The sequence below is a fragment of the Occallatibacter sp. genome (genome assembly GCF_036502485.1).
Classification (GTDB): Bacteria; Acidobacteriota; Terriglobia; order Terriglobales; family Acidobacteriaceae; genus Telmatobacter.
The window spans coordinates 1-23,808 of the sequence record NZ_DASXYM010000022.1 but is presented as its reverse complement, the minus strand read 5'-3'; the positions used below and the strand labels follow the sequence as shown (position 1 = coordinate 23,808).

At 62.4% G+C, this 23,808-nt stretch carries 18 protein-coding genes; 8 read left to right on the top strand and 10 right to left on the bottom strand.

Annotation, left to right across the window (positions count from 1 at the left end; genetic code table 11):
- Nucleotides 1-98: 98 nt before the first annotated feature.
- Nucleotides 99-809: an L-ribulose-5-phosphate 4-epimerase AraD gene (gene araD, locus VGL22_RS03665; protein ID WP_465265528.1), complete on the bottom strand. Its 711-nt coding sequence runs from the start codon at nt 807-809 to the stop codon at nt 99-101.
- Nucleotides 810-860: 51 nt separating this feature from the next.
- Nucleotides 861-1,964, bottom strand: coding sequence for an AI-2E family transporter (locus tag VGL22_RS03660; protein ID WP_465265527.1), 1,104 nt, complete (start codon nt 1,962-1,964; stop codon nt 861-863).
- 250 nt (nt 1,965-2,214) lie between these two features.
- On the opposite strand from VGL22_RS03660, the gene VGL22_RS03655 reads away from it, so the two are divergent.
- The 5 genes from VGL22_RS03655 to VGL22_RS03635 all read left to right on the top strand — a co-directional run bounded on the left by VGL22_RS03655 (nt 2,215) and on the right by VGL22_RS03635 (nt 6,519).
- Nucleotides 2,215-2,763, top strand: a complete 549-nt coding sequence (locus tag VGL22_RS03655) for an RNA polymerase sigma factor (protein ID WP_465265526.1) — start codon at nt 2,215-2,217, stop codon at nt 2,761-2,763.
- 8 nt (nt 2,764-2,771) lie between these two features.
- A complete protein-coding gene (locus VGL22_RS03650; RefSeq protein ID WP_465265525.1) occupies nt 2,772-3,185 on the top strand; it encodes a hypothetical protein in 414 nt (137 codons plus the stop codon).
- Between the two features lie 177 nt (nt 3,186-3,362).
- Nucleotides 3,363-3,968 carry a Spy/CpxP family protein refolding chaperone gene (locus tag VGL22_RS03645; protein WP_465265524.1) on the top strand — a complete coding sequence of 202 codons (606 nt, stop codon included), beginning with the start codon at nt 3,363-3,365 and terminating at the stop codon, nt 3,966-3,968.
- A gap of 329 nt (nt 3,969-4,297) precedes the next feature.
- On the top strand, nt 4,298-4,861 hold the full coding sequence (locus VGL22_RS03640) for a J domain-containing protein (RefSeq protein ID WP_465265523.1): 564 nt from the start codon (nt 4,298-4,300) through the stop codon (nt 4,859-4,861).
- A gap of 392 nt (nt 4,862-5,253) precedes the next feature.
- Entirely contained in the window at nt 5,254-6,519 is a 1,266-nt protein-coding gene (locus tag VGL22_RS03635; protein ID WP_465265522.1) for a flagellin N-terminal helical domain-containing protein, read from the top strand.
- Nucleotides 6,520-6,821: 302 nt separating this feature from the next.
- Here VGL22_RS03635 and VGL22_RS03630 read toward each other — a convergent pair whose 3' ends face one another.
- From VGL22_RS03630 to VGL22_RS03605, 6 genes are all read right to left on the bottom strand, one after another.
- Nucleotides 6,822-8,216, bottom strand: a complete 1,395-nt coding sequence (locus VGL22_RS03630) for an NAD(P)(+) transhydrogenase (Re/Si-specific) subunit beta (RefSeq protein ID WP_465265521.1) — start codon at nt 8,214-8,216, stop codon at nt 6,822-6,824.
- Complete coding sequence (locus VGL22_RS03625) at nt 8,213-8,530, bottom strand: NAD(P) transhydrogenase subunit alpha part 2 (protein WP_465265520.1); 318 nt, start codon at nt 8,528-8,530, stop codon at nt 8,213-8,215. The genes VGL22_RS03630 and VGL22_RS03625 overlap by 4 nt, the downstream gene beginning before the upstream one ends.
- A gap of 242 nt (nt 8,531-8,772) precedes the next feature.
- The gene (locus VGL22_RS03620) at nt 8,773-9,921 is read right to left on the bottom strand and encodes an NAD(P) transhydrogenase subunit alpha (RefSeq protein ID WP_465265519.1); all 1,149 of its coding nucleotides are present in this window, start codon (nt 9,919-9,921) and stop codon (nt 8,773-8,775) included.
- Between the two features lie 417 nt (nt 9,922-10,338).
- Nucleotides 10,339-13,059: a glycoside hydrolase family 3 C-terminal domain-containing protein gene (locus VGL22_RS03615; RefSeq protein WP_465265518.1), complete on the bottom strand. Its 2,721-nt coding sequence runs from the start codon at nt 13,057-13,059 to the stop codon at nt 10,339-10,341.
- Between the two features lie 171 nt (nt 13,060-13,230).
- Nucleotides 13,231-14,898, bottom strand: coding sequence for a winged helix-turn-helix domain-containing protein (locus VGL22_RS03610; RefSeq protein WP_465265517.1), 1,668 nt, complete (start codon nt 14,896-14,898; stop codon nt 13,231-13,233).
- Nucleotides 14,899-15,365: 467 nt separating this feature from the next.
- A complete protein-coding gene (locus tag VGL22_RS03605; RefSeq protein WP_465265516.1) occupies nt 15,366-16,547 on the bottom strand; it encodes a DUF481 domain-containing protein in 1,182 nt (393 codons plus the stop codon).
- A 252-nt stretch (nt 16,548-16,799) separates the two neighbouring features.
- Here VGL22_RS03605 and VGL22_RS03600 point away from each other — a divergent pair, with 252 nt between their 5' ends.
- Complete coding sequence (locus VGL22_RS03600) at nt 16,800-17,390, top strand: helix-turn-helix domain-containing protein (RefSeq protein WP_465265515.1); 591 nt, start codon at nt 16,800-16,802, stop codon at nt 17,388-17,390.
- A gap of 84 nt (nt 17,391-17,474) precedes the next feature.
- On the opposite strand, the gene VGL22_RS03595 is transcribed toward VGL22_RS03600, so the two are convergent.
- On the bottom strand, nt 17,475-19,532 hold the full coding sequence (locus VGL22_RS03595; RefSeq protein WP_465265514.1) for a hypothetical protein: 2,058 nt from the start codon (nt 19,530-19,532) through the stop codon (nt 17,475-17,477).
- Nucleotides 19,533-19,844: 312 nt separating this feature from the next.
- Complete coding sequence (locus VGL22_RS03590; protein ID WP_465265513.1) at nt 19,845-21,233, bottom strand: polysaccharide deacetylase family protein; 1,389 nt, start codon at nt 21,231-21,233, stop codon at nt 19,845-19,847.
- A 226-nt stretch (nt 21,234-21,459) separates the two neighbouring features.
- Here VGL22_RS03590 and VGL22_RS03585 point away from each other — a divergent pair, with 226 nt between their 5' ends.
- Together VGL22_RS03585 and VGL22_RS03580 are read left to right on the top strand one after the other, a co-directional pair.
- Complete coding sequence (locus VGL22_RS03585; protein WP_465265512.1) at nt 21,460-22,854, top strand: nucleotide sugar dehydrogenase; 1,395 nt, start codon at nt 21,460-21,462, stop codon at nt 22,852-22,854.
- Nucleotides 22,855-23,481: 627 nt separating this feature from the next.
- A partial coding sequence (locus tag VGL22_RS03580; RefSeq protein ID WP_465265511.1) for a hypothetical protein occupies nt 23,482-23,808 on the top strand: 327 nt, incomplete at its 3' end.

The following is a 23,808-nucleotide window of genomic DNA, read 5'->3' as shown; positions in this document are numbered from 1 at the left end:
GGAAAACCACAACCGGCTATGCAATATGATAGCGCCTTTGCGCTCTAGCGCTTAGCCGGATCTTCCTCGCGTAGATTCCACTTTCCGTATGTCGCATGTCAAACCTGCTTCTGACCGTATGTCGCCTTCGGGCCGTGCTTCCGCAGATAATGATGCCGTCCCACATACGCCGGCAGTCCTGATTCCGGCGCTCCCAACAGTACGCTCTTGAACGCCAGCCGGGCTATATACTCCAGCACGTCCGCGTGCTCCACCGCAGCCATGGGAGACTTGCCCCACGCAAACGGAGCATGGCCCGCCACCAGCACCCCGGGCACCGCCACCGGGTCCAGTCCGCCTTGCTTGAAACGCCGGGCGATCACAGCGCCCGTGTTCCGCACGTATGCCTCCTCCACCTCGGCCTGCGTCAGCGGCTCCGTCACCGGCACCGGCCCATGAAAGTAATCGGCGTGCGTAGTGCCCAGGCAGGGAATCGGTCGGCAAGCCTGCGCCCACGCGGTGGCAAACTCGGAATGCGTATGCACCACACCTCCGATCTGCGGGAACTCCCGGTAGAGCAGCGTGTGGGTGTCCAGGTCGCTCGATGGCCGCAGCGTGCCTTCCACCACCCGGCCGTTCAGGTCGGTCACCACCAGGTCTTCAGCCTTCATCGTCGCGTAGTCCACCCCGCTCGGCTTGATCACCACCAGCGGCTCGGCGCCTGAGCGGTCGACGCCGCTCACATTGCCAAACGTATGGGGAGCCAGCCCGCGTTGGGAGATCTCCTGGTTTGCCTTCAGAACCTCTGCGCGAAGAGCAGCAAGCATCATGGTGTGCCTCATGCGGAAAGCGTTTACTGTAGCCTACCACCCCTCCAGCCTTCAAACCGTTACCGCCCGCTCCTCTTCCTCCACAGGCTTCGCTTCCCCAACCCCGTTCCCAAGCCACGCCATAAACAGCATGTACCCGACCGAAAGCACCACCGCCCCCACGAACAGACCGATGATGTTCATCGACGCGAATCCGCCCAGCACGCCCAGGAACACCACCAGCATCGGCACCTTGCTGCCGCGCCCCAGCAGTATCGGCTTCAGCACGTTGTCCATCAGACCCACCACAATGCACCAGCACAGGAAGACGACGGCGTAGGTCGTGCTGGTGATGCTGAAGGCAAACACCACCGCCGGAATCATCACCAGCGCACCCACCTGCAGCACAGCCGCAATCAGAAACACGATCGCCCACAATCCCGCTCCGGGAAGCCCCACCAGCCAGAACCCGAGGCTGGCGAACAGCGTCTGGATCACCGCCACGCCCACAATTCCATTTGTCACGCTGCGCACGGTCGAAGCCACCACGTCCTCGAACTCCTGCCCACGCTCCCCGAAGATTCGCCTGAACACCTGGTCCGCAAAGCGTGCGCTTCCATCGCTCTTGGCCAGCAGAAATCCGCCCAGCACGATTGCGATCAGGATCTGCAGCAGCACCCCGCCTATGCCCGCCGACGCCGTCAGCAAAGCAGGGGCACTGCTCTTGATCTGCGGCATCACGCGTTCCACCGCCTGCGGCAGGTTGACCGAAACCGCGTTCCAGCGCGCTTCCAGCTTGGGACCCACCACCGGCACCTTCGCCACCGCCGGCGGAAGGGCAAGATCGAGACGGCCATCCTGAATGTGGCTGGCCAGCGATGCAACCCCTTGCACCAGCGTTCCCGTCAACAGCACGCAGGGCACAACCAGCACCGCGGCCAGCGCCAGGCTGCATACCGCCGCCGCCAGATTATCCCTGCCGCCCAGCAGCCTGGTCACCTTCCGGTATGCCGGGAAAATCGCAATCACAATGATGACTGCCATCGCCATGATCTTTAAAAAAGGCTGCAGCAGCACCACGCACCCGGCCGTCAGCGCCGTCAGCAGGCACAGACGAATGAAAATCTCCCTTGCCCGCGCCATCGGTTCGTCCCCCTCAACCAAAAAACGCGTCATCGCAAGAGTCCTCCTTCGGGCCGAAGCGCCTGCCATCAGCACAACAGGCCACCAAGCCCCAAGCGACTGCCAAAACTGCTAGCCCCAAAAACTGCCGGCCCAGCTGCCAGCCTCAAAGGCTGCCGTCAATGCCATGCTCCGCTCCGATCACCGCCCGCAGCTGGCCCCGGTTCCTGATACTTCGCGCCGCCCTGTAAACTCGCTTGCAGCCTCGCCGTCTACCAGAGTGATGGCAGCCGGGACTTTACCAATGTCGATGGACGCGGCCCAGGAGATCGCCTCTCTGGAGTTCTCAGAGGTCGTCGCTAAACACCGTCAGCAGATCTTCCGGTTTCTGCTCGCCTCCACGCGCGACGTGGACATGGCCGAAACTCTGACGCAGGACTGCTTCCTCAAGGCGTATCGCAACTGGTCCGGCTTCCGTGGCGAGTCCAGCGCCCTCACTTGGCTGATGCGCATCGCCATCAACCTGCAGAAGGACCACTGGCGCAATCGCCGCCTGCAGTTCTGGCGCACCACGCGCACCAACGCGGTTGACGTGGACGAAGCCGGCGATTGGCTGCCCAGCAACGAAAGCTCGCCCGAACAGCAGGTGCTGGCGCGCGAACGAATCAAGGATGTATGGCGAGCCGTAGAGAAGTTGAGCGGACGTCAGAAAACAGTGTTTCTTCTACGCTTCGTGGAAGAGATGGACATCGGCGACATCGCTGAAACCACCAGCCTCAGTGAGGGAACAGTCAAGGCGCACCTTTCGCGGGCAACGGCAAAAGTACGGGAGCAGTTGGGGGGACGGAAATGACCAGTGAGATGAACAGGAAAAACAGCCCGGTGGATACGGATCTGAACGATCCCATGCTGCAGCAGGCCATGCGCGACTTCCGAGGCAGCGTGCACGCGTGGAGCGAGGCTGCCTTTAACCGCCCCCGTCCGGTTCTCGCGTCCGCCCCGCACCGTACTGCCTGGCGCCGCTCCGCGGCCTGGGTGCTGAGCCTTACGCTCTCCTTTGCCATGGTGGGCACCGCAGCGTATGAGCATCACCACAGAGCGGTCGTGGCCCGCGAGCAGCAGCATCAGCAGGAGATGGAGCGGCAACGCATTCTGGCCCAGCAGCGCGAAAAGGAAACCGAAGAACTGATGGCGAATATCGATAGCGATATCTCCCGTCAGGTGCCCTCCGCCATGGAGCCCCTTGCCTCGCTCATGACAGACGATAGCCGCTGACGTCCCTTTTCTGTACAGGGCACGTTGCCGCCGATCCCTGGCTGACCGCGGCTGGCATCGCCATCAGGTTTGAAACTCCCCTTTCCGGGAGCAGATAGAGGTTTGCCCTCGCGAGCGCGGCCGCAGCGAGACGCAATCACAAACAAAACAGCAATCACACAGTTTGAGGAGAGAGAAATGAAGGTACACAATCTAGTCAAATCAAGCATCCTGGCCGCGGCGCTAGTGGTCAGCGGAGCGCTGGCGGTTGCCCAGCCCGGCTCCGGCGGCCCCGGTGGATTAGGCCCCGGCTTCGGCGAGCACCGCCCCCCCATGGAACGGATGCTCGGTCCTCGTGGCGCCCACGGACGCTGGTGGAACGATCCCGACGTTATCCAGAAGCTCAATCTCAACGACGATCAGCGCAAAGCCATGGACGATATCCTCCAGAAGCACCGCGAAAAGCTGATCGACCTGCATGCCAGCGTCGACAAGACCGAGCTCGCCATGCAGCCGCTCCTGAGCGAAGACCAGCCCAACGAGTCTGCCGTGCTGGCGCAGATCGACAAGATCGCCCAGGCCCGCGCCGAACTTGAAAAAGCCAACGCGCGCTTCCTGCTGGCCCTGCGCGCCAAGCTCACTCCCGACCAGTGGAAGCAACTGCAGACTATGCGTGAGGATCGTCACCCGCAGGGCCCGGACGGCCGTCCCATGCGCCATCGCGGTTCCCCTGACGGCGCTCCCGGCGCTCCTTCAACACCTCCGCCAGGCGGACCCGGACCGCAAAACTCGGTGGACGAATAGGTTGCACTAACTACCCAGCGAAACTCAACCGGCTTTCATCAATGCATGCCATCCATACGCAATTTTTTGCATCAGATGGTATAGGCAGAGAGCAAAATACGGTTGAAGCCAAAAACCGGTGGCGGCGGGTTGAACAACTCGCCGCCGTTTTTTTACTTCGCCCTGGCTCCCCCAGCCACTCGTCTCAACTGGCTCTCCCGCCTCCAGTTACAACTCTCAGTAACAGTGCGGCCATTACTCGCCGGGTGACGACTAACACAATGGTTGCGTTTACCGCGCGAGGCCGGCTGCTTATTGTGAAGAATGCATTACTTTCCTCAAAGCCGGCTATGAGTACCCCAAACTATTACGAGTTCCTCCAGATCAGCCCGAACGCGGAACAGGAGACGATCCATCGCGTCTTCCGCTTTCTTGCCGCTCGCTACCATCCCGACAATCCGCATACCGCCGACCTGGACAAGTTCTATCTCCTCAAAGAAGCCTTCCAGGTGCTCTCTGACCCCGATACGCGCGCTGCATACGACGCCGCCAGTCAGGAAAAACCCGAAGAGCCTCCCCTTTCCTCCGCGCTCGACTTCATGGATGACCTCGAGGGCGAGCTGAACCGAAGGCTGGCAGTCCTGGCCCTCCTTTATATCCAGCGCCGCATCTCCCCTTACATGCCGGAAGTCTCCCTCATGGACGTCGAAGCGCGCATGGGGTTCCCCCGGGACTACCTCGAGTTCACCGTCTGGTACCTGCAGAAAAAGGGCTACATCCTTCGCGCCGACAACTCCGCCTTCACCCTGACCGCCGACGGCGTTGATTTCGTCGAAACCCAGCGCGCCCGCCTCCCCATCCTGCACAAGCTCCTGACCAGCGGCGCAAAGCCGTCCGCCTACACCCCTGCCTGACATCCCGGCCTGACATCCCGGCCTGACATCCCGGCCTGGCATCCCCGCCTGGCATCCCCGCCCCCCATACCCCCTTCTGTTATCCCGCATCCGCACCGTACTGTCTGACTTTCAGACAATGCTGCCGCCTTCCGGCACACTCGCTGTAACAAAAAGAAACACTACCTGCCCGCCTTCGACGCACTTCTGTCCAGACCCGCGACACAGTGTTTCAAAAACAATCTCTCGCCATGACTAAAGTTATTCCGGCCCGCTCCGATGAAAGGGGTGGATGCAGTCGAGCCCAAGGCCCTCATCGAAACTCGATCGAAACCGGATCGAAACTCGATAGCCAACGGCTACAGCGGTAAGCCCGCGCTTCAAACGTGCATCAGGAAAAGGAGTAATCTTCCATGGCCCTCGGTGTCTTGAATAACCTCTCAGCGATCTATGCAGAGCACAATCTGAACAACACGAATGCGAGCCTGCAGAACGTCCTCCAGCAGCTCTCCTCGGGTTCAAGGATTAACTCGGGCGCAGACGACGCCGCCGGCCTTTCCCTGGTCAACGGCCTGGGCGCCAACTCCAAAGCCCTCACCCAATCCGCCACCAATGCGATGGAAGGCGTAGGCCTTCTGCAGGTAGCCGACGGCGCTCTCTCCCAGGTCACCAACCTGCTCAACCGCGCCATCACCCTGGCCACTGAGGCTTCCAACGGAACCCTCAATGCCTCCCAGGCCGTTGCCGCCGATCAGGAATACCAATCCATTCTTTCCGAGATCAATAACATCGGTTCCACCACCACCTATAACCAGAACCAGGTCTTCACCGGCTCGGTCGCCGGAGTCGCTATCTACACCGGCGATTCCTCTTCGGTCGGAGCTTCCATCAGCAGCCTGTTCTTCGCGACCCTGAGTTCGTCCAGCCTTGGCGACACCGGCGGCTCCATCCAGCAGAACCGCAACGGCCTCTTCGTCGACCTCACAAAAGATCTGGCCGGCTCCGTTTCAACCCTCGGTAAGACCACCGATACCCTCACCGGCGGCCTGAAATTCACCGTCACCGGCCCCACCGGCGCCCAGAACTCGTACACCACCACCTCCACAAACGCCGGTGCCCTCATGGCGGAGATCAACGCCAAAAACTTCCCCGGAGTGACGGCAACCTGGGTCACGGCCGGCGCCGTCGGAGTCAACGGAGTTGCGTCAGCCGACGCGGGCATTCAGATCACCAACACCAATCCCAATGTGGCGATCGTCAACGCCGCCCTCGCGGACACCACCTCTACCGTGGCTTCCCTGAATGCCAACACCGCTTCCACCACAGCCATCAGCTATAAATTCGCCGCGGGAGGCGATAGTTCTGCGAACCTGAATGCAACCGACCTGCTGAGCACATCCGACGCTCAGTCTGCCCTGCTGATGCTGAATGCCGCGGTGGCCGACGTCTCCTCGCAGGACGGATACATCGGTGCACAGATCAACACCCTCAACGCCATCAGCCAGGTCATGAGCACGCAGCAGGAGAACATCGTCTCCGCGCAGAACGCCATCCAGGCCACCGACTACGCTTCCGCCACATCAGCCATGTCGAAGTACCAGATCCTGAGCCAGACCGGCATCGCCGCGCTCGCCCAGGCCAACAGCGCGCAGCAGGAAGTCACCAAGCTCCTGCAGTAAACCGCGGGCCGTTCGGCCCGCCACAGGTTTCGCAGTCAAGCAGCACTGAAGCATCCTCAAGAAAACCCAGGGACAGGGCGGCGGCAGGCAAAACCTGCCGCCCATCTTTTTTGGCAGGGAATAGGGAGCAGGGAATAGGGAGCAGGGAATAGGAAGTAGGGAAGAGGGAGTAGACCCTGCCACAAATTCACTCAAGCCAAATCTGAACCCGGCCTCGTCCTTGCTTTTCTCTCTGTCATTCCCGAAGCGAATCTGCTTGTATTCACCTGATCACTCTGTCTTTCTACTCCCTGCTCCCTGCCTCAAACATGCTGCACCGCCTGCACCAGGTGCGCCAGGCTCGACTTCGCATCGCCATACAACATCGCCGTGCACGACTTGAAAAACAGCGGATTCTCCAGCCCCGAAAACCCCCGTCCCTGCCCCCGCTTCAGCACAATCACGCTCCGCGCGCGATCCACTTCGAGAATCGGCATCCCCGCAATCAGCGACTTCGGATTGTCGCGTGCATCGGGGTTCACCACGTCGTTCGCGCCAATCACCACCGCCACATCCGTCGAGGGAAACTCCGGATTGATCTGCTCCATCTCATACAGCGACGAGTACGGCACGTTGGCCTCGGCCAGCAGCACGTTCATATGACCCGGCATGCGTCCCGCCACCGGATGAATCGCGTACTTCACCGTCACCCCGCGCTCCACCAGCGTGTCCGCCAGCTCGCGCACCGCGTGCTGCGCCTGCGCCGTCGCCAGCCCATACCCCGGCACAAAGATCACCCGATTCGCAAACGCTAGTTGCATCGCCGCATCCTCCAGCGAAATCTCGCGCATCACCCCGCCCGACGTCGCCTGCGCCTCCGCCACCACGCTTCCGAATCCTCCAAACAACACGTTCGTGATCGACCGGTTCATCGCCTTGCACATCAGTACCGAAAGGATGAATCCCGAAAACCCGTCTAGCGTTCCGGCGATGATCAGCACATTATTGCCCAGCACGAATCCCGTAGCGGCAGCGGCCAATCCTGCATACGAGTTCAACAGCGACATCACCACCGGCATGTCCGCCGAGCCAATTGGAATCACCAGCATCACGCCGAACACGAACGCAATGCCGAGCATCGTGTAGAAAACCACGCTGGCGTCCGGGTTGAACCAGAAGTAGAAGAAGCACCCCGCCATCGCCAAAGCCATCGCCAGATTCACAAAATTCTGGCCCTTGAACTGAATCGGCTTGCCCGGAATCACGCCCTGCAGCTTACCCGCTGCGATCAGTGATCCCGTGGTCGTCAGCGCGCCCAGAATAATCTCGAATCCCAGCGCCCCGCGCTTGATCGGCCCCAGCTCATTGATGTTGACCATGAACTCGCCAATGCCTACCAGCGCCGCGGCCAGTGCGCCAAACGCATGCGACAGCGCGGTCCGCTGCGGCATGGCCGTCATCGGCACACTCACCGCCATCCACGCGCCAATGATCGATCCGATCGCAAGCCCCGCAATCAGCCACGTCCACGTCACAATCTGCGTGCCGGCCAGCGTGCCCACAATCGCCGCGAACATTCCGCCCTCGGCCAGAAACATCCCCCGCCGCGCCGTGTCCGGATGCGACATCATCTTCAACGAAAGAATGAACAGAATCGACGCAATCAGGTACGTCGCTTCCATGAAATACATCGAAGCGCTGTAGGGGACGATGTTCATTTCGCCTCCTGCTTGGCTTCAACGGGCTTCTTCCGGAACATCTTCAGCATCCGATCCGTGATGCCGAACCCGCCCACCACGTTGATCGTCGCCGTCGTCACCGCCACAAACCCCAGAATGTGCGCGGGCAGCGGATACCCCTTAGCACCCGCCAGCACCAGCGACCCAATCAGCGAGATGCCCGAGATCGCATTGGTGGCCGACATCAGCGGAGTGTGCAGCAGCGGGGGCACACGGCTGATCACCTGGTACCCCAGAAACGCCGCCAGCGCAAACACATAAACAGAAGCGATCAACACAGCAGGATTCATCATGTCGGTTCAATTCCTTATTGGTTTGTCATCCTGAGCGACCAAACCTTGCGCGACCAAATCTCGCGCAACCAAATCTCGCGCGATCAAATCTTGTCATCCTGATGCTGAGTGAAGCGAACCGGAAGGACCCGCTTCTCACCCGCCGCGTTCCACCACAGCCACAGGTGCCCCACCCTCGGCGCGTATTTGCTTTTGCGCCTGGGGCGGGAAACCACGAACCCCATCCTGCAGCGGCATAGACCTCACCCCGCCACACCCACACCCTCCAGCAACTTCGCAACCCGCGGATTCACCGGCTTCCCCTGGTGCGCCACACAAGCCCCCGCCAGCACCTCATCGCCGAGGTCCAGCGTCAACTCGCCCTTCTTCACAATCAGTCCCAGAAAATTCAACACATTCCGCGCATACAGCTTGCTCGCATCCACCGGCACCTCCGCCGGCAGATTCAGCGGAGCCAGCAACGTCACGCCGTTAATCTGCTGCGTCACACCGGCCTTGGTCAGCTCACAGTTCCCGCCCGCCGGCGCAGCCAAATCCACCAGCACCGATCCCGGCCGCATTGCCTCCACTGCGTCGCGCCGGATCAGCCTTGGCGCCGGCCGCCCCGGCACCTGTGCCGTCGTTACAATCACGTCGGAATGTGCCGCCGTCTTCGTGATCAGATCGCGTCCGCGGTCGAGCGCCTCTTCCGTGAGTTCCGCCGCATACCCGCCGCCGCCTTCGGTATTGATCCCGCCCAGGTCCACATCCAGAAACTTCGCGCCCAATGACCGCACCTGCTCGCCCGCCGCCGCGCGCACGTCATAGGCTTCCACCACCGCGCCCAGCCGCCGCGCCGTGGCAATCGCCTGCAGCCCCGCCACCCCCGCGCCAATCACAAACACCCGCGCCGGCGGAATCGTCCCCGCCGCCGTCATCAGCATGGGAAACAGCCTTGGCAGCCGGTCCGCCGCCATGATCACAGCCTTGTACCCCGCCACCGTCGCCATTGACGACAGCGCATCCATCGACTGCGCCCGCGTGATCCGCGGCACAATCTCCATGCTGAACAGCGTCGCCCCGCGCTCGATCGCCGGCAGCAGCGCCGCAGGCGCATCCAGCGGCCGCATGAAACCGATCACCACCGCGCCCGTCTTCAGCCGCGCCTGGTCGGCCGCATCCAGCGTGCTCACCATAGGCAGCACATCGGCGCTCGCCAGCAGCCCATCGCGGTCCGCAGCAACCCGTGCGCCCACCTCTTCGTAGGCCGCATCGGGAGCGCCCGCAGCCACGCCCGCGCCCGCCTCCACGGCAATCTCTATCCCCTGCGCCAGCAGCCCTTTCAGGCTCTCAGGCAGCAGTGCGACACGTGTCTCCCCGGGAGATGTCTCCTTCAGAATCCCCAAAAGCACTTGTGGCCTCCACAACGAACCGGGAAATGAGGAATGTACAGACAGTTACCACCACCAGGGGGCAATGTCCATGATTGTTTACACGAATTATTGAGCAGCGCACGCCGCCGCAGGTGTGATGTTGGTCACCGCGTAGCAAGAAGGAGAGAAGCGCAGGCGATCGGCTTGCTTCGCGCCGGGCGGTCATCCTTGGCGGTCATCGCCAACTTCGAACAGTTTTGTGTCAGGGCACCATTGCTGCGGCGGAAATAACCAGTCGACAGGCACGACCGCACGCTGCTCTGTGTGAAAAATGGCGCGATGGCGATCGATGCCGGCAAACGGCGGGACACGCTCTGCATTCAGGAGAACACCAGTCTGAGAGGGAGTGCGCACGCCTCGATCCGAAACATGCGCACTCCGATTCGCCCTTCAGACTTACTTCGGCAGCTTCTCCGTCCCCGTCACCGTGAACCCAGCCTCTGCCTTCGCCTCGGTCTCCTGCGGCTGCGCACCCCCCAGCGTCAGCGAATATTTCCCCGGCCCAATCGACCGGTTCCCATCCGCATCCACCACCGACAGCGACCGCGCCGCAATCTTCAGCGTCACTTCCTTGCTCGCTCCCGCCGCCAGGTGCACGCGCTCAAACCCCGCCAGCGCCTGGATCGGAGCCCCCTCCGCCGGTGACTTCACATAAGCCTCGACAACCTCATCGCCCGCCACCGCCCCCGCGTTCGTCACCGTCACAGTCGCCGTAATCGGGTCTCCGGCTTTCAAAGACTGTGCCGACAACTTCACCGCCCCATACTTGAACTTCGTGTAGCTCAGTCCGTACCCAAATCCCCACAGCGGCTTGCCCGTGAAGTACCGATACGTCCGGTTCTTCATGCTGTAGTCCGTAAAGTCCGGCAGCCCATCTGTGCCCGCATAGAACGTCACCGGCAGCCGTCCCGCGGGATTGTTCTCCCCCGCCAGCGTGCGCGCAATCGCCGTTCCGCCCTCCACTCCCGGATACCACGCCTCCAGAACCGCCCCTGCATGCTCGTTGGCCCAGTTCAGCGCCACCGCGCTGCCGCTCTGCAGAACCACAATCAGCGGCTTGCCCGTGGCGGCCACCGCCTCCAGCAGCTTCTGCTGCGGCGCCGGAAGATCCAGGCTCGTCCGGTCGCCGCCGTTGAACCCGGGAATCTTGATCGGCATCTCCTCGCCCTCAAGCTGCGGCGACAAACCCACGAACGCCACCACCACATCGGCTTCCTTCGCCCGCGCCACCGCCTCATCCAACTGCGCCTGCGCCGGAGCCACCCACTTCAGCGTCACCCCTCCACCCGCCCGATCGGCCGAGTGCGCATACTCAAACGTGAACTCATGCGGATTCGTATCCGCAAAATCAAACTCGATCTTCGGCGTCTGCGCAAACGTCTCCACCGGCGGGGCCGTAGGAGAAGCCCCCGGAGCTGCATGGAAGTTCCCCATCTGCGCCAGGTCATGCCCCTTGCGCAGGCTGCCTTCGCCCAGCACCTTGCCGTCCACAATCATCCTGTAGCTCTCGGCCGGCGAGTACGGAAAGCTGTCCGCCGCCTCCACGCTGAACACGTAATGCCCAGCCGCCGGCGCCGCAATCGTCCCCGTCCAGCGCACCGAATAGTTCGTCGTCTGCACCTCGGGCACCGGCAGCGCATTCTCCCAGTCCGCCTGGATCAGCGGTTCGGTCTTCGTTGCCACCGGCCGTCCCGTCCAGTCGGAAGTCGCAAAAAACTCCGCCTTCAATCCCTTGTCCATACGGAACGCCGTCCGCGGCACCGGCACCCCCACACCCTCCGCCAGCGTCGAACCCTGCGCATACACAATCGGCGTCGTCTTGAACTGCTGCGCAATCCCCTCCAGCGGCGTCACCGGCCGCACCGGCGTTCCCACATAGTTGCCCAGAATCGAGGGCAGGGAATCGGCCGTCGGCCCCACCACCGCGATGTGCCCCATCGGTTTCTTCAACGGCAGTACGCCCGCGTTCTTCAGCAGCACGATGCTTTCTTCCGCCGCCTTCCGTGCCGCCGTGCGGTTCGCCTCACTGCCCGTCTCCGAAAACGGAATCTTGTCCAGCGGGTTCGCGCCCTGCGGATCGAAAAGCCCCAGTTGCACCCGCGCCGTGTACAGCCGCTCCGCCGCCTGCGTCACCAGGTCCTCGCTCACCAGCCCATCCTTCACTGCCTTGGCCAGCGAATTGAACCCCGGCGTCCAGATGCTGCATGACAGATCCGTCCCCGCCTTCAGTGAAGCCGCTGAAGCATGCTCGATATCCGCCTGCTGCTTGTGTCCTTGAAACACATCCACAATCGCGCCGCAGTCTGAAACCACAAACCCCTTGAACCCCCAGGCATCGCGCAGATGCTCCTTCAGCAGCATCTCGTTCGTGCAGGCCGCGGCTTTGTCAATCGAGTTATACGCGCACATCACGCTCTGCACGTGGCCCTCCGTCACCGTCGCCCGGAACGCCGGCAGAAACGTGTCTTCGAGATCATGGTTGCTCGGGTCCACGTTGAACCCATGGCGCAGACTTTCCGGCCCCGAATGCACTGCGAAGTGCTTGCTCGTCGCCACCGCCCGCAGATGATTCAGGTCATCGCCCTGCACGCCGCCGATGAAGGCAATCCCCAGCCGCCCCGTCAGGAAAGGATCCTCCCCGTACGTCTCCTGCCCCCGTCCCCACCGCGGATCGCGAAAGATGTTGATGTTCGGCGACCAGAACGTCAGCCCATAAAAAATGCGATGGTTGCCCTCCCGCTGCGCCTCGTTGTACTTCGACCGCGCCTCTTCGCTGATCACGTGTCCCATCTGCTGCACCATGCTGGTGTCCCACGTCGCCGCCATCCCAATCGCCTGCGGAAACACCGTGGCATACCCCGCCCGCGCCACTCCATGCAGAGACTCGTTCCACGTCTGGTAGTCAGGCACCCCCAGCCGCGGGATCGCCGTCGCCCAGTCCTCCAGCTGCTCGGCCTTCTCTTCCAGCGTCATCTGGCTCACCAGCGCATGCGCGCGCTGCTGGGCTGAGAGCTTGCTGTCCAGCCATGGCTTGTCCTTCACTTCCTGGGCCGGCAAACTCCCGGCCGCCAGGCACAACACAATAGGCACTACACACAGCCAGGGGCGATGTGACATTGGAATCCTTCCTGTTTTTTCCTAGGTTCGGGAGCTGCAGCGGACCTGCAAGTCGTCCCTCCGCGCCCATGAGCTTACCCGCGCGGACCAGCCGCGTCTCCCATGTGCGAAGGGCAGACCTCAGAACTCTACCGGAACGAGCTTGTTTCTGACTAGCTTTATCGCTTTACTTCAATTGAGAGCCGGGTTGGGGCCCTGCACGGCCGCAGCCTCCATCTCCCCGAGCCTCGCCCCCATTGCCTCAAACTCCGGCATTGCGCGCAAATCCTCGAGCCGTGGATCCGCCAGCGTCTCGAAGAACCACGGGCACCGGTCCTCGTCGGCGGCCCTCAGTTCCGCCATCGCCGCCTCCGCGTTCCCCAGTGCCACATAGGCCGCCGCCGTAAATGACCGCGCCACATACCGCTCCCGCCCCGCCCACTGCAGCCGCTCCAAAAACTCCTCCGCGCGCTCCCGGTCGCCCCGGCATGCCAGCGCATACGCATGGGCAGCGCTCCCCAGATCGAAATAGGGCCTCTCCTGTACCAGTTCGCCCGTCAACGCAAGTGCGCGATCCAACTCGCCCTGGTAGGCCAGAATCATTCCTCCAAACAGCCGCGTCGCCGGATGATCGGGAATCAGCTCCAGGTACCGTTCCACCTGCTGCGCGCTCTGCTCCCGCTCGCCGGCCAGATGATAGGTCCACGCCAGCGCTGCATTCATCCAGGGCGAGTAGGGGTCCCTCTCCATCCCCGTTCGCAGCAATTGCGCTGCCTCGTCAAAACGATGGCGGCTCGCCGCGAATAACGCGCGCAGCCGCGTAAGCCACGGGTCCAGCGGCTCTCCCTCCACGTCCTCCAGCGTCGTTTGCGCCTCCGCCAGGTCGCGGTCCACGTGGAACTTCATCCATCCCAGCGCCGGCAGAATCACTCGGGCCGCCTCCGTCTGCCCCTCCGTCATCGCTGCAACCCGCCGCACCTCGTCCGCAGCCGTACCCGGTGCGATGTACCCCAGCAGCTCCTGCGCCACGGTGGCCCGAACGGCGTGCTCGCGTGCCTGCACCCACGCCGGCTGCGCTTCCGCCGCCTGGTGCAGAAGCCGGACACCGTCTTGCATGCGATGCCGCTCCAGCGACTGCCACTCGTGGCGGCCGCGCAAAAACGCGTCAAACGCCCGCGCGTCCGTGGTCATTCCCTCGTCTTCCCCACGCCCCGGACCCACTCCCATCCTGAAGGCAAGCCGCTCCACCACCTTGGCCTGCAGCGCCGCCGCGCGCTCCTGCGGCACCATCCAATCCTCTACCCAAATCTGTGTTCCATCCTCCACGCGGATCATCTCTACCCGCAGCCGGTATTGCGCTCCCACCCGCTGCACCGCGCCTGTCATTACCAGATCCGCGGCCAGTGCCTTGCCCACCTCGTGCGCGCTGTTGCCCCGCGCCGTCAACGCAAAAGCTGAGTCCCTCGCCAGCATTGAGAAAATCGGCGGCCGCGCGGCCGTCAATCGAGACGTTGCATCCTCGGCCACCGCGCTCCCCATGTGCTCCGCCACGTACGGCCCGCAACGGAACGGCACAATCGCCAGCCGCGGCAGTCGTGCCGCCGGTGTCTCCACGTCATACGCCACCGCCGACGTCAGCCGGTATCCCTGCTTGTAGACAGTCTGAATGCATTCGTCATTCTCCAGCCGCGCGCGCAACGACGAGATGCACCTCGGCACGCTGTCGGAGGTCACATGCACATTCCCCCACAACGCATCCTTGAGTTGTTGCGCCGTAACGATGCGCCCCGCATTCTCCAGCAGCAGGCGCAGGGCAGCCAGTTCCTTGGCCGCCAGGTGGACACTCTTCTGATGGTGCAATAGTGTGCCGTCAGGTTCCAGTAGATATTCCCCGAACCTCAACTTCCGGCCGCGGGGCAGCGCAGAATTCACCGCAGACGCATTCATTCCAATCACGCATTCCAAAGATCCACTCCCGCGATTGAGGTCGCTCCATCACCTCGGAACGAAATCGTGCTGAATCGCTGGCAAACCTTTTGGCTGAGGGCCCTGGCCACGCACCTCCCCCAAATTCAAGCTGCGCGTCGGACCCATGTCTGTCGCGCTGCTATTATGATCCACTTCAGATGAAATCAAGCATCACGGGAGTAATTTTCTCCGCATGCAATGTCCCGGATCAACACCATAACATGCGGGTATCAGCGCTATGAAAATTGATTCGATGAGGCGTGACTAAGATCACGTCCAGATACCCTCATGACTTAAAGGGTATCTGGATGGGTGATCTATATCACTTCGTCGATCAAGTTATTCCGCCGAAGTTACCTTCAGTACTTAGACTTGATCGCGTAAGTAAGTCCCATCGTGAACTGGAACGAGTTGCGCTTAGTCGCAGGTACCGTAGCCGGCGGGTTATTCAGGTAACTATCCAGTGTCCCAAATGAAAAACCAAAGTTTTTATACGCCGTGAACGCTACCGTGTTCGTCTCGTTCGCAGAATAGGCGCGCGGCTCGTTGTACGCCGGAATATAAGCCAGCTCCTGCGAATAGGTGAACGGTTTGGTGTGCAGGATGTAACTGGCTGCAAACGTCGAACCGATCAGGTTGAGAGTGGTGCCGGATGTGCCCGCGATGAACTGCTGTCTCTCGTATTGCGCTGTGCCCTTCACGTCGAACTCCTGGCGCGGCGTACTGAACACCGTCCACCCCAGGCCGCCGCCATAAATCTGCTGCAGCTGCAGGTTCTGCGCAAAGTTGTGATCGTAAGCGATCTGCGCAAGCGCGTAAACGCGCGGCGAAAAGTACTCATCGCGCTCCGCATCGGCGTGAAAGATCGACGACTTGGTGGTGGCCACGCCCGGCTCCGTGATCTTTCCATACGATCCGGTGAAGTCCGCCATGGTGCGGTTGCGGGGATCGAGCCACGGCACGGTCGGCACCACTCGCACCAGCGCCAGCCCGGCTGCAACGGTGTACTGATTCTGGGTCGCCTGCACCAGCGTCGCTCCCGCCGTCGCGGCTCCATTCCAGCCCGCAAAAAACCCCGGCCGACGGTGGAGCTGCTTGTCCAGCGTGGCCGCATCCACCACGTAGGCCGTTTCCTTCAACGGCACCACCGCGGGCGCGGCATTCACGCTCTTCACCGTGAGCGATTGCTCCGACATCTCCACCGGACCCACCGGGATCTGCGCCACCGCCTCTTTCTTGCTCATCTTCAGGCCATTCTTGAGAACCCCAAAGCTCTCCGCCGCGTGCAGCTCCTTCACGTGGTCCCAGCTCACATCCACGTCGCCCAGGGCGTCGGTGTGAAACGTGAGCTTGCCGCCGCCGGCCTTCACCAGCGTGCCGTGCAGCGTGTCGCCGTTGCTCAACACCAGCACATCGCTCGCTGCGGCCGCAGGCGCGGGCTCTGCGCCCCTGCATGCAACCGACAACACAACCGCACCCAGCAGCACCATCACTGCCTTCGAGACACTGCCGGCACTGCAAACCTTGAACGGGGAATTCATAGGCGTACTCCTCACAAGACCATAAAGAAAATTTAGGGACGAATGGATACGTCCAGTTGGATGCATCACCAGCGCGCAGCCGTTGCAATCCACGGCTTCGCTCCGGCTGCGGCCCGCTTTCCCTGATTCTAAGTTCGCAATCCGGCCGGCTAAAGGAGAACTGTCAGGATGCGCAGACATTCTTCCGGCTTTCCTCCAGAATTTCCCCCCGCTTTCAGTGCATGCTCGATTCACGCGGAGGCGCCTGCCGATATGCCCAAATCCGTTTCCTATGCGGCATGGCTGCTCCAGCACTACGCCCTGGGCATGAAACTGCGCGCTCTCAGAACCAAAAAAAAGCTCACCCTCTCGCGGCTCGCGGCGGAAACAGGCATGTCCACGGCTCTGCTCTCCAAGCTCGAAACCGATCGCATGATTCCCACTCTGCCCACGCTCGCCACCATCTGCCGCGTCTATGGCGTCGGCCTCAGTTATTTCTTCTGCGAGCCGGAGCGCCACACCCTCTCCATCACCCGCAAAGCACATCTTGAAGGAACCACTCGCCACGCCGAGCAGGCCCGCGTCATTCCCCTCACCACCCCCGGCAAAGGCATTCGGCTGCGCGCCGAAATGATTGAAGTCACCGCCGCCGCGCCCGTTGCCCTCACCGAGCCGAACGACGAAACCTGCGCCCTCTACTACGTCATCGACGGTCGCCTCCACCTCTCCGCCGGAGGCATGGAAGAGGTTCTCGATGCAGGGGACTGCGCCTACCTCGAAAGCACCATGTCCCTGGCCTGGGCCTCCGACGGCAAATCCCCCTCCCGCATCCTCGTCGTGCGCCCCGGCGACAATCCCGCCTGACAGACCTCGCGGTCAGAACCTCCTGCGGACTGCATCGCCGGGCTAACTTGCTAACCCGCCACGCTGCGAAGCAGCGCCCACGCCCTACAGCACCCGCCCCGCGTCCAGCGCTTCCTCACGCGGAGGAAACAAAAATCTCCGCGGCGAGCGCACAAAGCTCTTCAGCGTATACCGCAGCAGCTTCAACTGATCCTGCCGCATCACTCCATACGCCCGCAGCGCCACCGATGCCGCAATCGAAAAACTCACCGTGAGATTCAGCACAAACGTCACCGCAATGCCGTACATCGTGTGCACAAACCATCCCCGATACAGCCAGTCGCGCCCAAAACTCGCCGCCGCCAGCGCCAGCGTTCCCGTCGACAGAGTCACGTGCCGCACATCCAGCGGCACTCCGAAAAACTTTCCCAGCGCCGGCACAAACCCCAGCAGGTATCCCAGCACAATGCACGTCACCCATCCCGAGATATTCGCGTCCACAAAGTTCGCCAGCCGCTTCATCCGCTCCTGCCCCACCGTGTGCCCCAGCGGATGCTGCGCAATCGCCAGCGGTATCGAATTAAACGTCGAGAAGTTCTCCACCCATCCCCCCGCCAGCGCCGAAACCCAAAGGATCACACCCGTCAGGATCGCGTAAATAATCGTTCCTGACGCCACCGGATCCAGCGTCTGGTAGACATGCTCCGCGCTTTGAACTTCCAGGTACGGCCGCGAAAACAACCAGAACCACAGCTCCGCGAACCCCACGCACCCCGCCCCCACCGCAATCAGGTTGGCCGCCGCTGAGGCCAGCTGGCTCCGCGTGATGCGGCTGACAAAATCCGCCACCCGGTCCTCGCGCTCCTTGCCTCGCGACGTGCGCACAATCCCCGCGAAAGTCGCGGCCGTCACCGAGGGCTGCTTGGTCGCCAGCGCCAGGTGCAAGTGCTGCAGCGCGATAAAGCTCACTGCATAATTCGTCCCCGCAGCCATGAACTCCACAAAAGGCGGCAGATGAGCCTCCGCGATCCGCATCTTGATCGCCGCCGTCATCACCGTCAGCAGCCCGCCGCCCAGAGACGCCCACCAGATCCCCCGATATTCCTTCCGCGAATTTGCAATGTAGTGTTCGCCGGCCTTCCCCGTGCGCTCCACAATCTTCCGCGCCAGCAGCCCCGTGTTCTCGCGGAACAACCCGCGTACGCTCATCTCGTCGCGGCGCGCGTTCATCACGTCGTCCAAAAGCAGCTTCACCGCCGCAATCGACTCGTGCGCCTCCGCCACAAACAGCACCACCGCAATGCACACCATGCGGTTGATGGCGCGCTCAATCGTCAGCAGGTCGAAAACCAGCGCCGTGCTCACCCCCGCATCTTCCATGCGTAGATGCGCGTGCTCCAGCTCCGTGCGGATACGGTGGATCTGCTCTCGCCACGCAGCCCGTGCCTCCGCGTCCCCATCCCGCCCCACCACCTCCGCCGTCGCCTGCTGCAGCCGGTAATACGGCGAATCCTCGATCGCATTCGGAAAACTGCGCTCGCGCATTCCCGGCGACAACCCGATCCCCGCCACATGCACCGCCAGCAGCTGAAACGCCTGCCGCAAATCTGACCGCTGCGTCGTCCACGCCCCCGCATCCTCTACCGGACACAGCGCCCTCGCCAGTCGCTCAAATTCCTCGTCAGGCACGTTCAGCAACCGGTCAATCGCCTTCGAATCCGGATACAGCCTCGCAATCAGCCCGCCCAGATCGGATTCCCTGCGCGCCGATGGCAAAATCCTCTGCGTGATTCTCCGGATCGCCTCTGACCCAAGACCCCCGCGCGGCTGCAGCCCCGCCTCGGCAAACAACTCCACCGAACGCATCTGGCCGAAAACCTGGCGCACCGCCGCATGGACCGCCGTCCGCAGCTCCGCGTTGCCTTCAAGCAGCGTCAGAAATCCGTGCAGCCGCGACCCGTCTCCCGCCCCCGGCATCCGCCCGCCGCTTGCAATCCACGCCGCCAGCGCGGCAAAGCCATCCAGCCGCTCAGTCAGCTCCTTTGCGTCCAGGAATCTCCCCATCCCCTGCGCGAGCGACTGCACCGCGGAGTCCGTGCGAACCTCCGCGGCAAACGAGCCCAGGACGAGATCCCGGCTGCGCACAGCCTCTGAAACGCTCATCGCGGCCACCTCATCGCGGCCATCGCACAGCTCTAAAAGAAAAGCCTCTCAGCTTTCCACCCCACCAGGCACTCGAACTTTCACCAGTCGCCCTCCCATCCTCCCCGCCCCCATGCGAGCGGTAAAGGAGTGAAACAGGGAACGGCCGAAACACGGAGCAACGAAGACAAAATAGTGAAACAGCGAGCAGCAAAAGAGTAAATATCGAAGCACCGAAACACGTTTCCCAACCAAACAAACTTGTCATTCTGAGCGAAGCGAAGAACCCGCTTTTGTTCACTCACTCACTCACTCACTCACTCACTCACCTGATCACCCGGCCACTTCTCCACCCGGCCACCCCGCCACCTCATCCCGCCACTCATAATTCCCCATCCCCGCCAGCTCATTAAAGATCCGCCCCAGATACGCCTCATACGGCCTTCCAAACCGGTTGTTATGCCACAGCAGCGTAAACACGCCCCCTGCCTGCGCACACTTCCGCAGCAGATCCCGCACCGCCGCCACCGCGGCGTCGGGCTCCAGCCCCATATACAACGGACTGATCATCGACCCCTCCATCGCAATCAGCGGAATCTCCAGCAGCCGCGCCCGCCGGTTCTCCTTCCATAGCCACGGCGCATACGGCCAGCACGTGCCCGCGCGAAATCCTACTCGACCCGCAAACCCCACCGAGCTGTCATACGCCAGCCCCAGCCGCTCCCACTCCTCCCAGGTCTCCGGCCGCCAGCGCAAATAATGCTGCCGCCCGCCCACATACCGCTCCCCCATCGCCTCCCGGCAGCGTTCCACCTCCGCCGCCAGCTCCGCAAAATTTCCAAACGTGTAGTACCCCGGGTGCACGCCCATCTCCCCGCCTTCTGACCGCACCCAGTCCATCACCCGCGCCACCCGCGCATCGCCAATGTCATACCCGCTGTCAAACCGCGTCTTTGCTGAAGCCTTCCAGTACACCGCCGACTTCAGTCCCCGCGCCGCCGTCTCCCGGCAAATCTCCATCACCTGCCCCAGCGAACCCGGCAGCACCCCCGTAAAGCCGCTCAGCAAATCCCGCATCGCTACGCCTGCCTTACGATGCTTCATCAACTGCACCGCCGGCTCCCGCAGCCCAAATGGAATCCCGATCACGTCGATGTCGTGACTCACCATCACCCGCAGCCGGCGCTCTGCCCGGAACCCCGGCTCCAGCGCTGCGATCACCTGCTCCAGCGCCAGCCCCCATTCATCCACGATGGGCCGCTCCATATATCCATCGCGCACCGCCACGCTCGCGTCCGCGGGAAACCGCCCATGCTCATCCCGGAGCTCGCTCCCCATCTCCTCATAGCGCGACAGCACCAGCACCGCGCTCGCCGCCAGATCCTCCGTGCAGCGATACTCCCTCAGCGCCGTCTCCACAAACAACGGCTCGCCTTCCGCCGAGTCCCCGGTAGCGAACGGCACCACAAAATCCGTCACCGCCCCGTTCGCCGTAGCCGGCCCCTGCCCAAGCCATCCCTTGCGCACCATCCGGTCCTGGCACAACGCGCCCTTCGCCGCGGGAAAGACAATCCTTCCTCCTCCTTCCAGCCGCCGCAGCTCCAGCCCATCCGCCCGCGCCTCAATCCGCCACCGCCGCCAGTCGGCCGCGCGCAGCCCCGCCCGCCGGCACAGCTCCTCCAACCCATACCGCCGCGCCTCCCCTGAAACCGTCAATCCCATCCTCGCCTCACCACAAACCCGGGGCGCCTTCCGCACCTGCAAACTTGTCATCCTGAGCGGAGCCAAAGACCTGCTCTTCTCTTGCGATCCTCTCGGTCTCTCCCGAAGGGAATCCGCTGTTCCCGCGTCCCCGCTCCACCCCTCGCCCATCAGTCCCACTCTAATCTCCCCCCACTCCCACCAAAGCGTGATCACCGCGTAATTCAACACGATTTACAATATCGCTATGTCCACCACCATCTCCTCGCTGCCTGACCTCAAGCAGCGCATTGAGTCTCGCGAAGCCCGCATTGGCATCGTCGGCATGGGTTATGTCGGCTTGCCCCTCGCCCTGCTCTTCTCCAATGAGCGCTTCCGCATCACCGGCTTTGACATCGCCCAGAGCAAAGTCGAGACCCTCAATGCCGGTGGATCCTACATCGTTCGCATCTCTCCGGAAGAAATTCAGGAAGCCCGCAAAGCCGGCTTCCGCGCTACCGCCGACTACTCAGAAATCGCCAACATGGACGCCGTCATCATCTGCGTCCCCACCCCGCTCAACGAGTACCATGAGCCCGATCTGAGCTACGTCACCGGCACCGTCCAGTCCATCGCTCCGCACGTCCACGACGGCCAGCTCATCGTCCTCGAAAGCACCACCTACCCCGGCACCACCGAAGAAATCGTCGTCCCCCTGCTCGAAAAAGGCAATCGCGCCGGCCTGAAGGTCCTCCGCACTGAGAATGGCGGCGAAGCCGCAGTTGGCGCCACCGCAGGTGGCGCAGTGGGCTCCACCGCAGGTGGACTGCACGTCGCTTTCTCCCCCGAACGCGAAGATCCCGGCAACGACACCGTCGCCCGCCACGATATCCCCAAGGTCGTCGGCGCCTGCGATCCCGTCGCCGTCGAGCTCGCCTCCGCAATGTATGGCTCCATCTTCCGCCGTGTCGTGCCCGTCTCCTCGCCCGCCGTGGCTGAGATGACCAAGCTCCTCGAAAACATCTATCGCTGCGTCAACATCGCCCTGGTCAACGAGCTCAAACAGCTCTGCATGCGCATGGGCATTGACATGCACGAGGTCATCGACGCCGCCAAAACCAAGCCCTTCGGCTTCCAGGCCTTCTATCCAGGCCCCGGTCTCGGCGGCCACTGCATCCCCATCGACCCCTTCTATCTCTCCTGGAAGGCCAAGGAATACGACTTCCGGACGAAGTTCATCGAGCTCGCCGGCGAAGTCAACATCGGCATGCCCTACTTCGTCCTGGAGCAGACGGCCGCCGCCCTCAACGACCGGCGCAAAGCCATGAACGGCTCAAAAATCCTCGTCCTCGGCCTCTCCTATAAGAAGGACATTGACGACCTCCGCGAGTCGCCCTCGCTCACCATCATCGAACTGCTCCGCCAGAAGGGCGCTGAAGTCTCCTATAACGACCCCTTCTTCCCCCGCGTGGGCCACGGCCGCCATTACGACCTCAACATGGTGAACACCCCCCTCGACCACATCGAGCAATTCGACGCCGTCCTCATCGTTACTGACCACTCCACCTATGACTACAAGGACATCGTCAACCGCGCCCAGCTCGTCGTCGACACCCGCAACGCCACCAAAGGCATCCATTCCGACAAAATCGTCCGCTGCTAAAAGTTCTTGCCCTTGCTTCTCTTTCTGTCCCTGCCCTTGCTTCTCTTTCTGTCATTCCCGAAGGGAATCTGCTTTCCGCCACTCTCCGCCTCCCCACAACTTGTCATCCTGAGCCGCAGGCGAAGGACCCGCTTTGCTCTTGCCCTCGACTTTCTTTCTGTTCCTGCCCTTGCTTCTCTTTCTGGTCATCCCCGAAGGGAATCTGCTCTCCGCCACCCTCCCATCCCCACAACTTGTCATCCTGAGCCGCAGGCGAAGGACCCGCTGTTCTCGTCCCCAAGCCAAAAACCTGTCAAGCCCCCCACCCCCGCCAAAACCGCCCTAACCCCCTTCAGAATGAACGCCAAATAAATCCAGAAAACGTGTCAAAGTACTCACGCATTCTGCCATACTTGAATTAACCAGAAAAACCACGGCCCGCCGGCCCAAAACCGGCGGGCCTTCCTTTTGCCCTCTCAATCAGGCGCAGGCAGGCGCGCGGAAGCTGCGGGGAAGCTGGAATGCCCCGTCCTGGCTCTCCCAGGGCGCGATGGAACCCCACTCCGCCACGAACCCCCGCGCACCCGCTAACGCCCCGCCAACCTGCTAACCCGCCAACTCGCTAACCCGCTAAGAAAGGAACCCCTCATGTCCACCCCCACACCCACCTCCACCCCCACCCCCACCCCCGAATCCGCCGTCCAACGCTGCCTTGACGCTTACCTGAAGGCCTGCGCCCACGACGACGCCCGCAACGACTACAGCCCCGAATCGCTCCAAGGCACACGCTGGATCTGGCGCGAAGCCATGCCCTTCCTCACATCTGACCCCGACGCCATCGACGCCTTCATCGCCTGCGTCACCCACGGCATGATCCTTGAAGTCTTCACCCCTGCCGAAACCTCCAAACTCCTCTACGCCGCCCAGACCGCCATCGGCTCCCGCCGCGCCCGCACCGAAGCCCTCCGCGCCCAA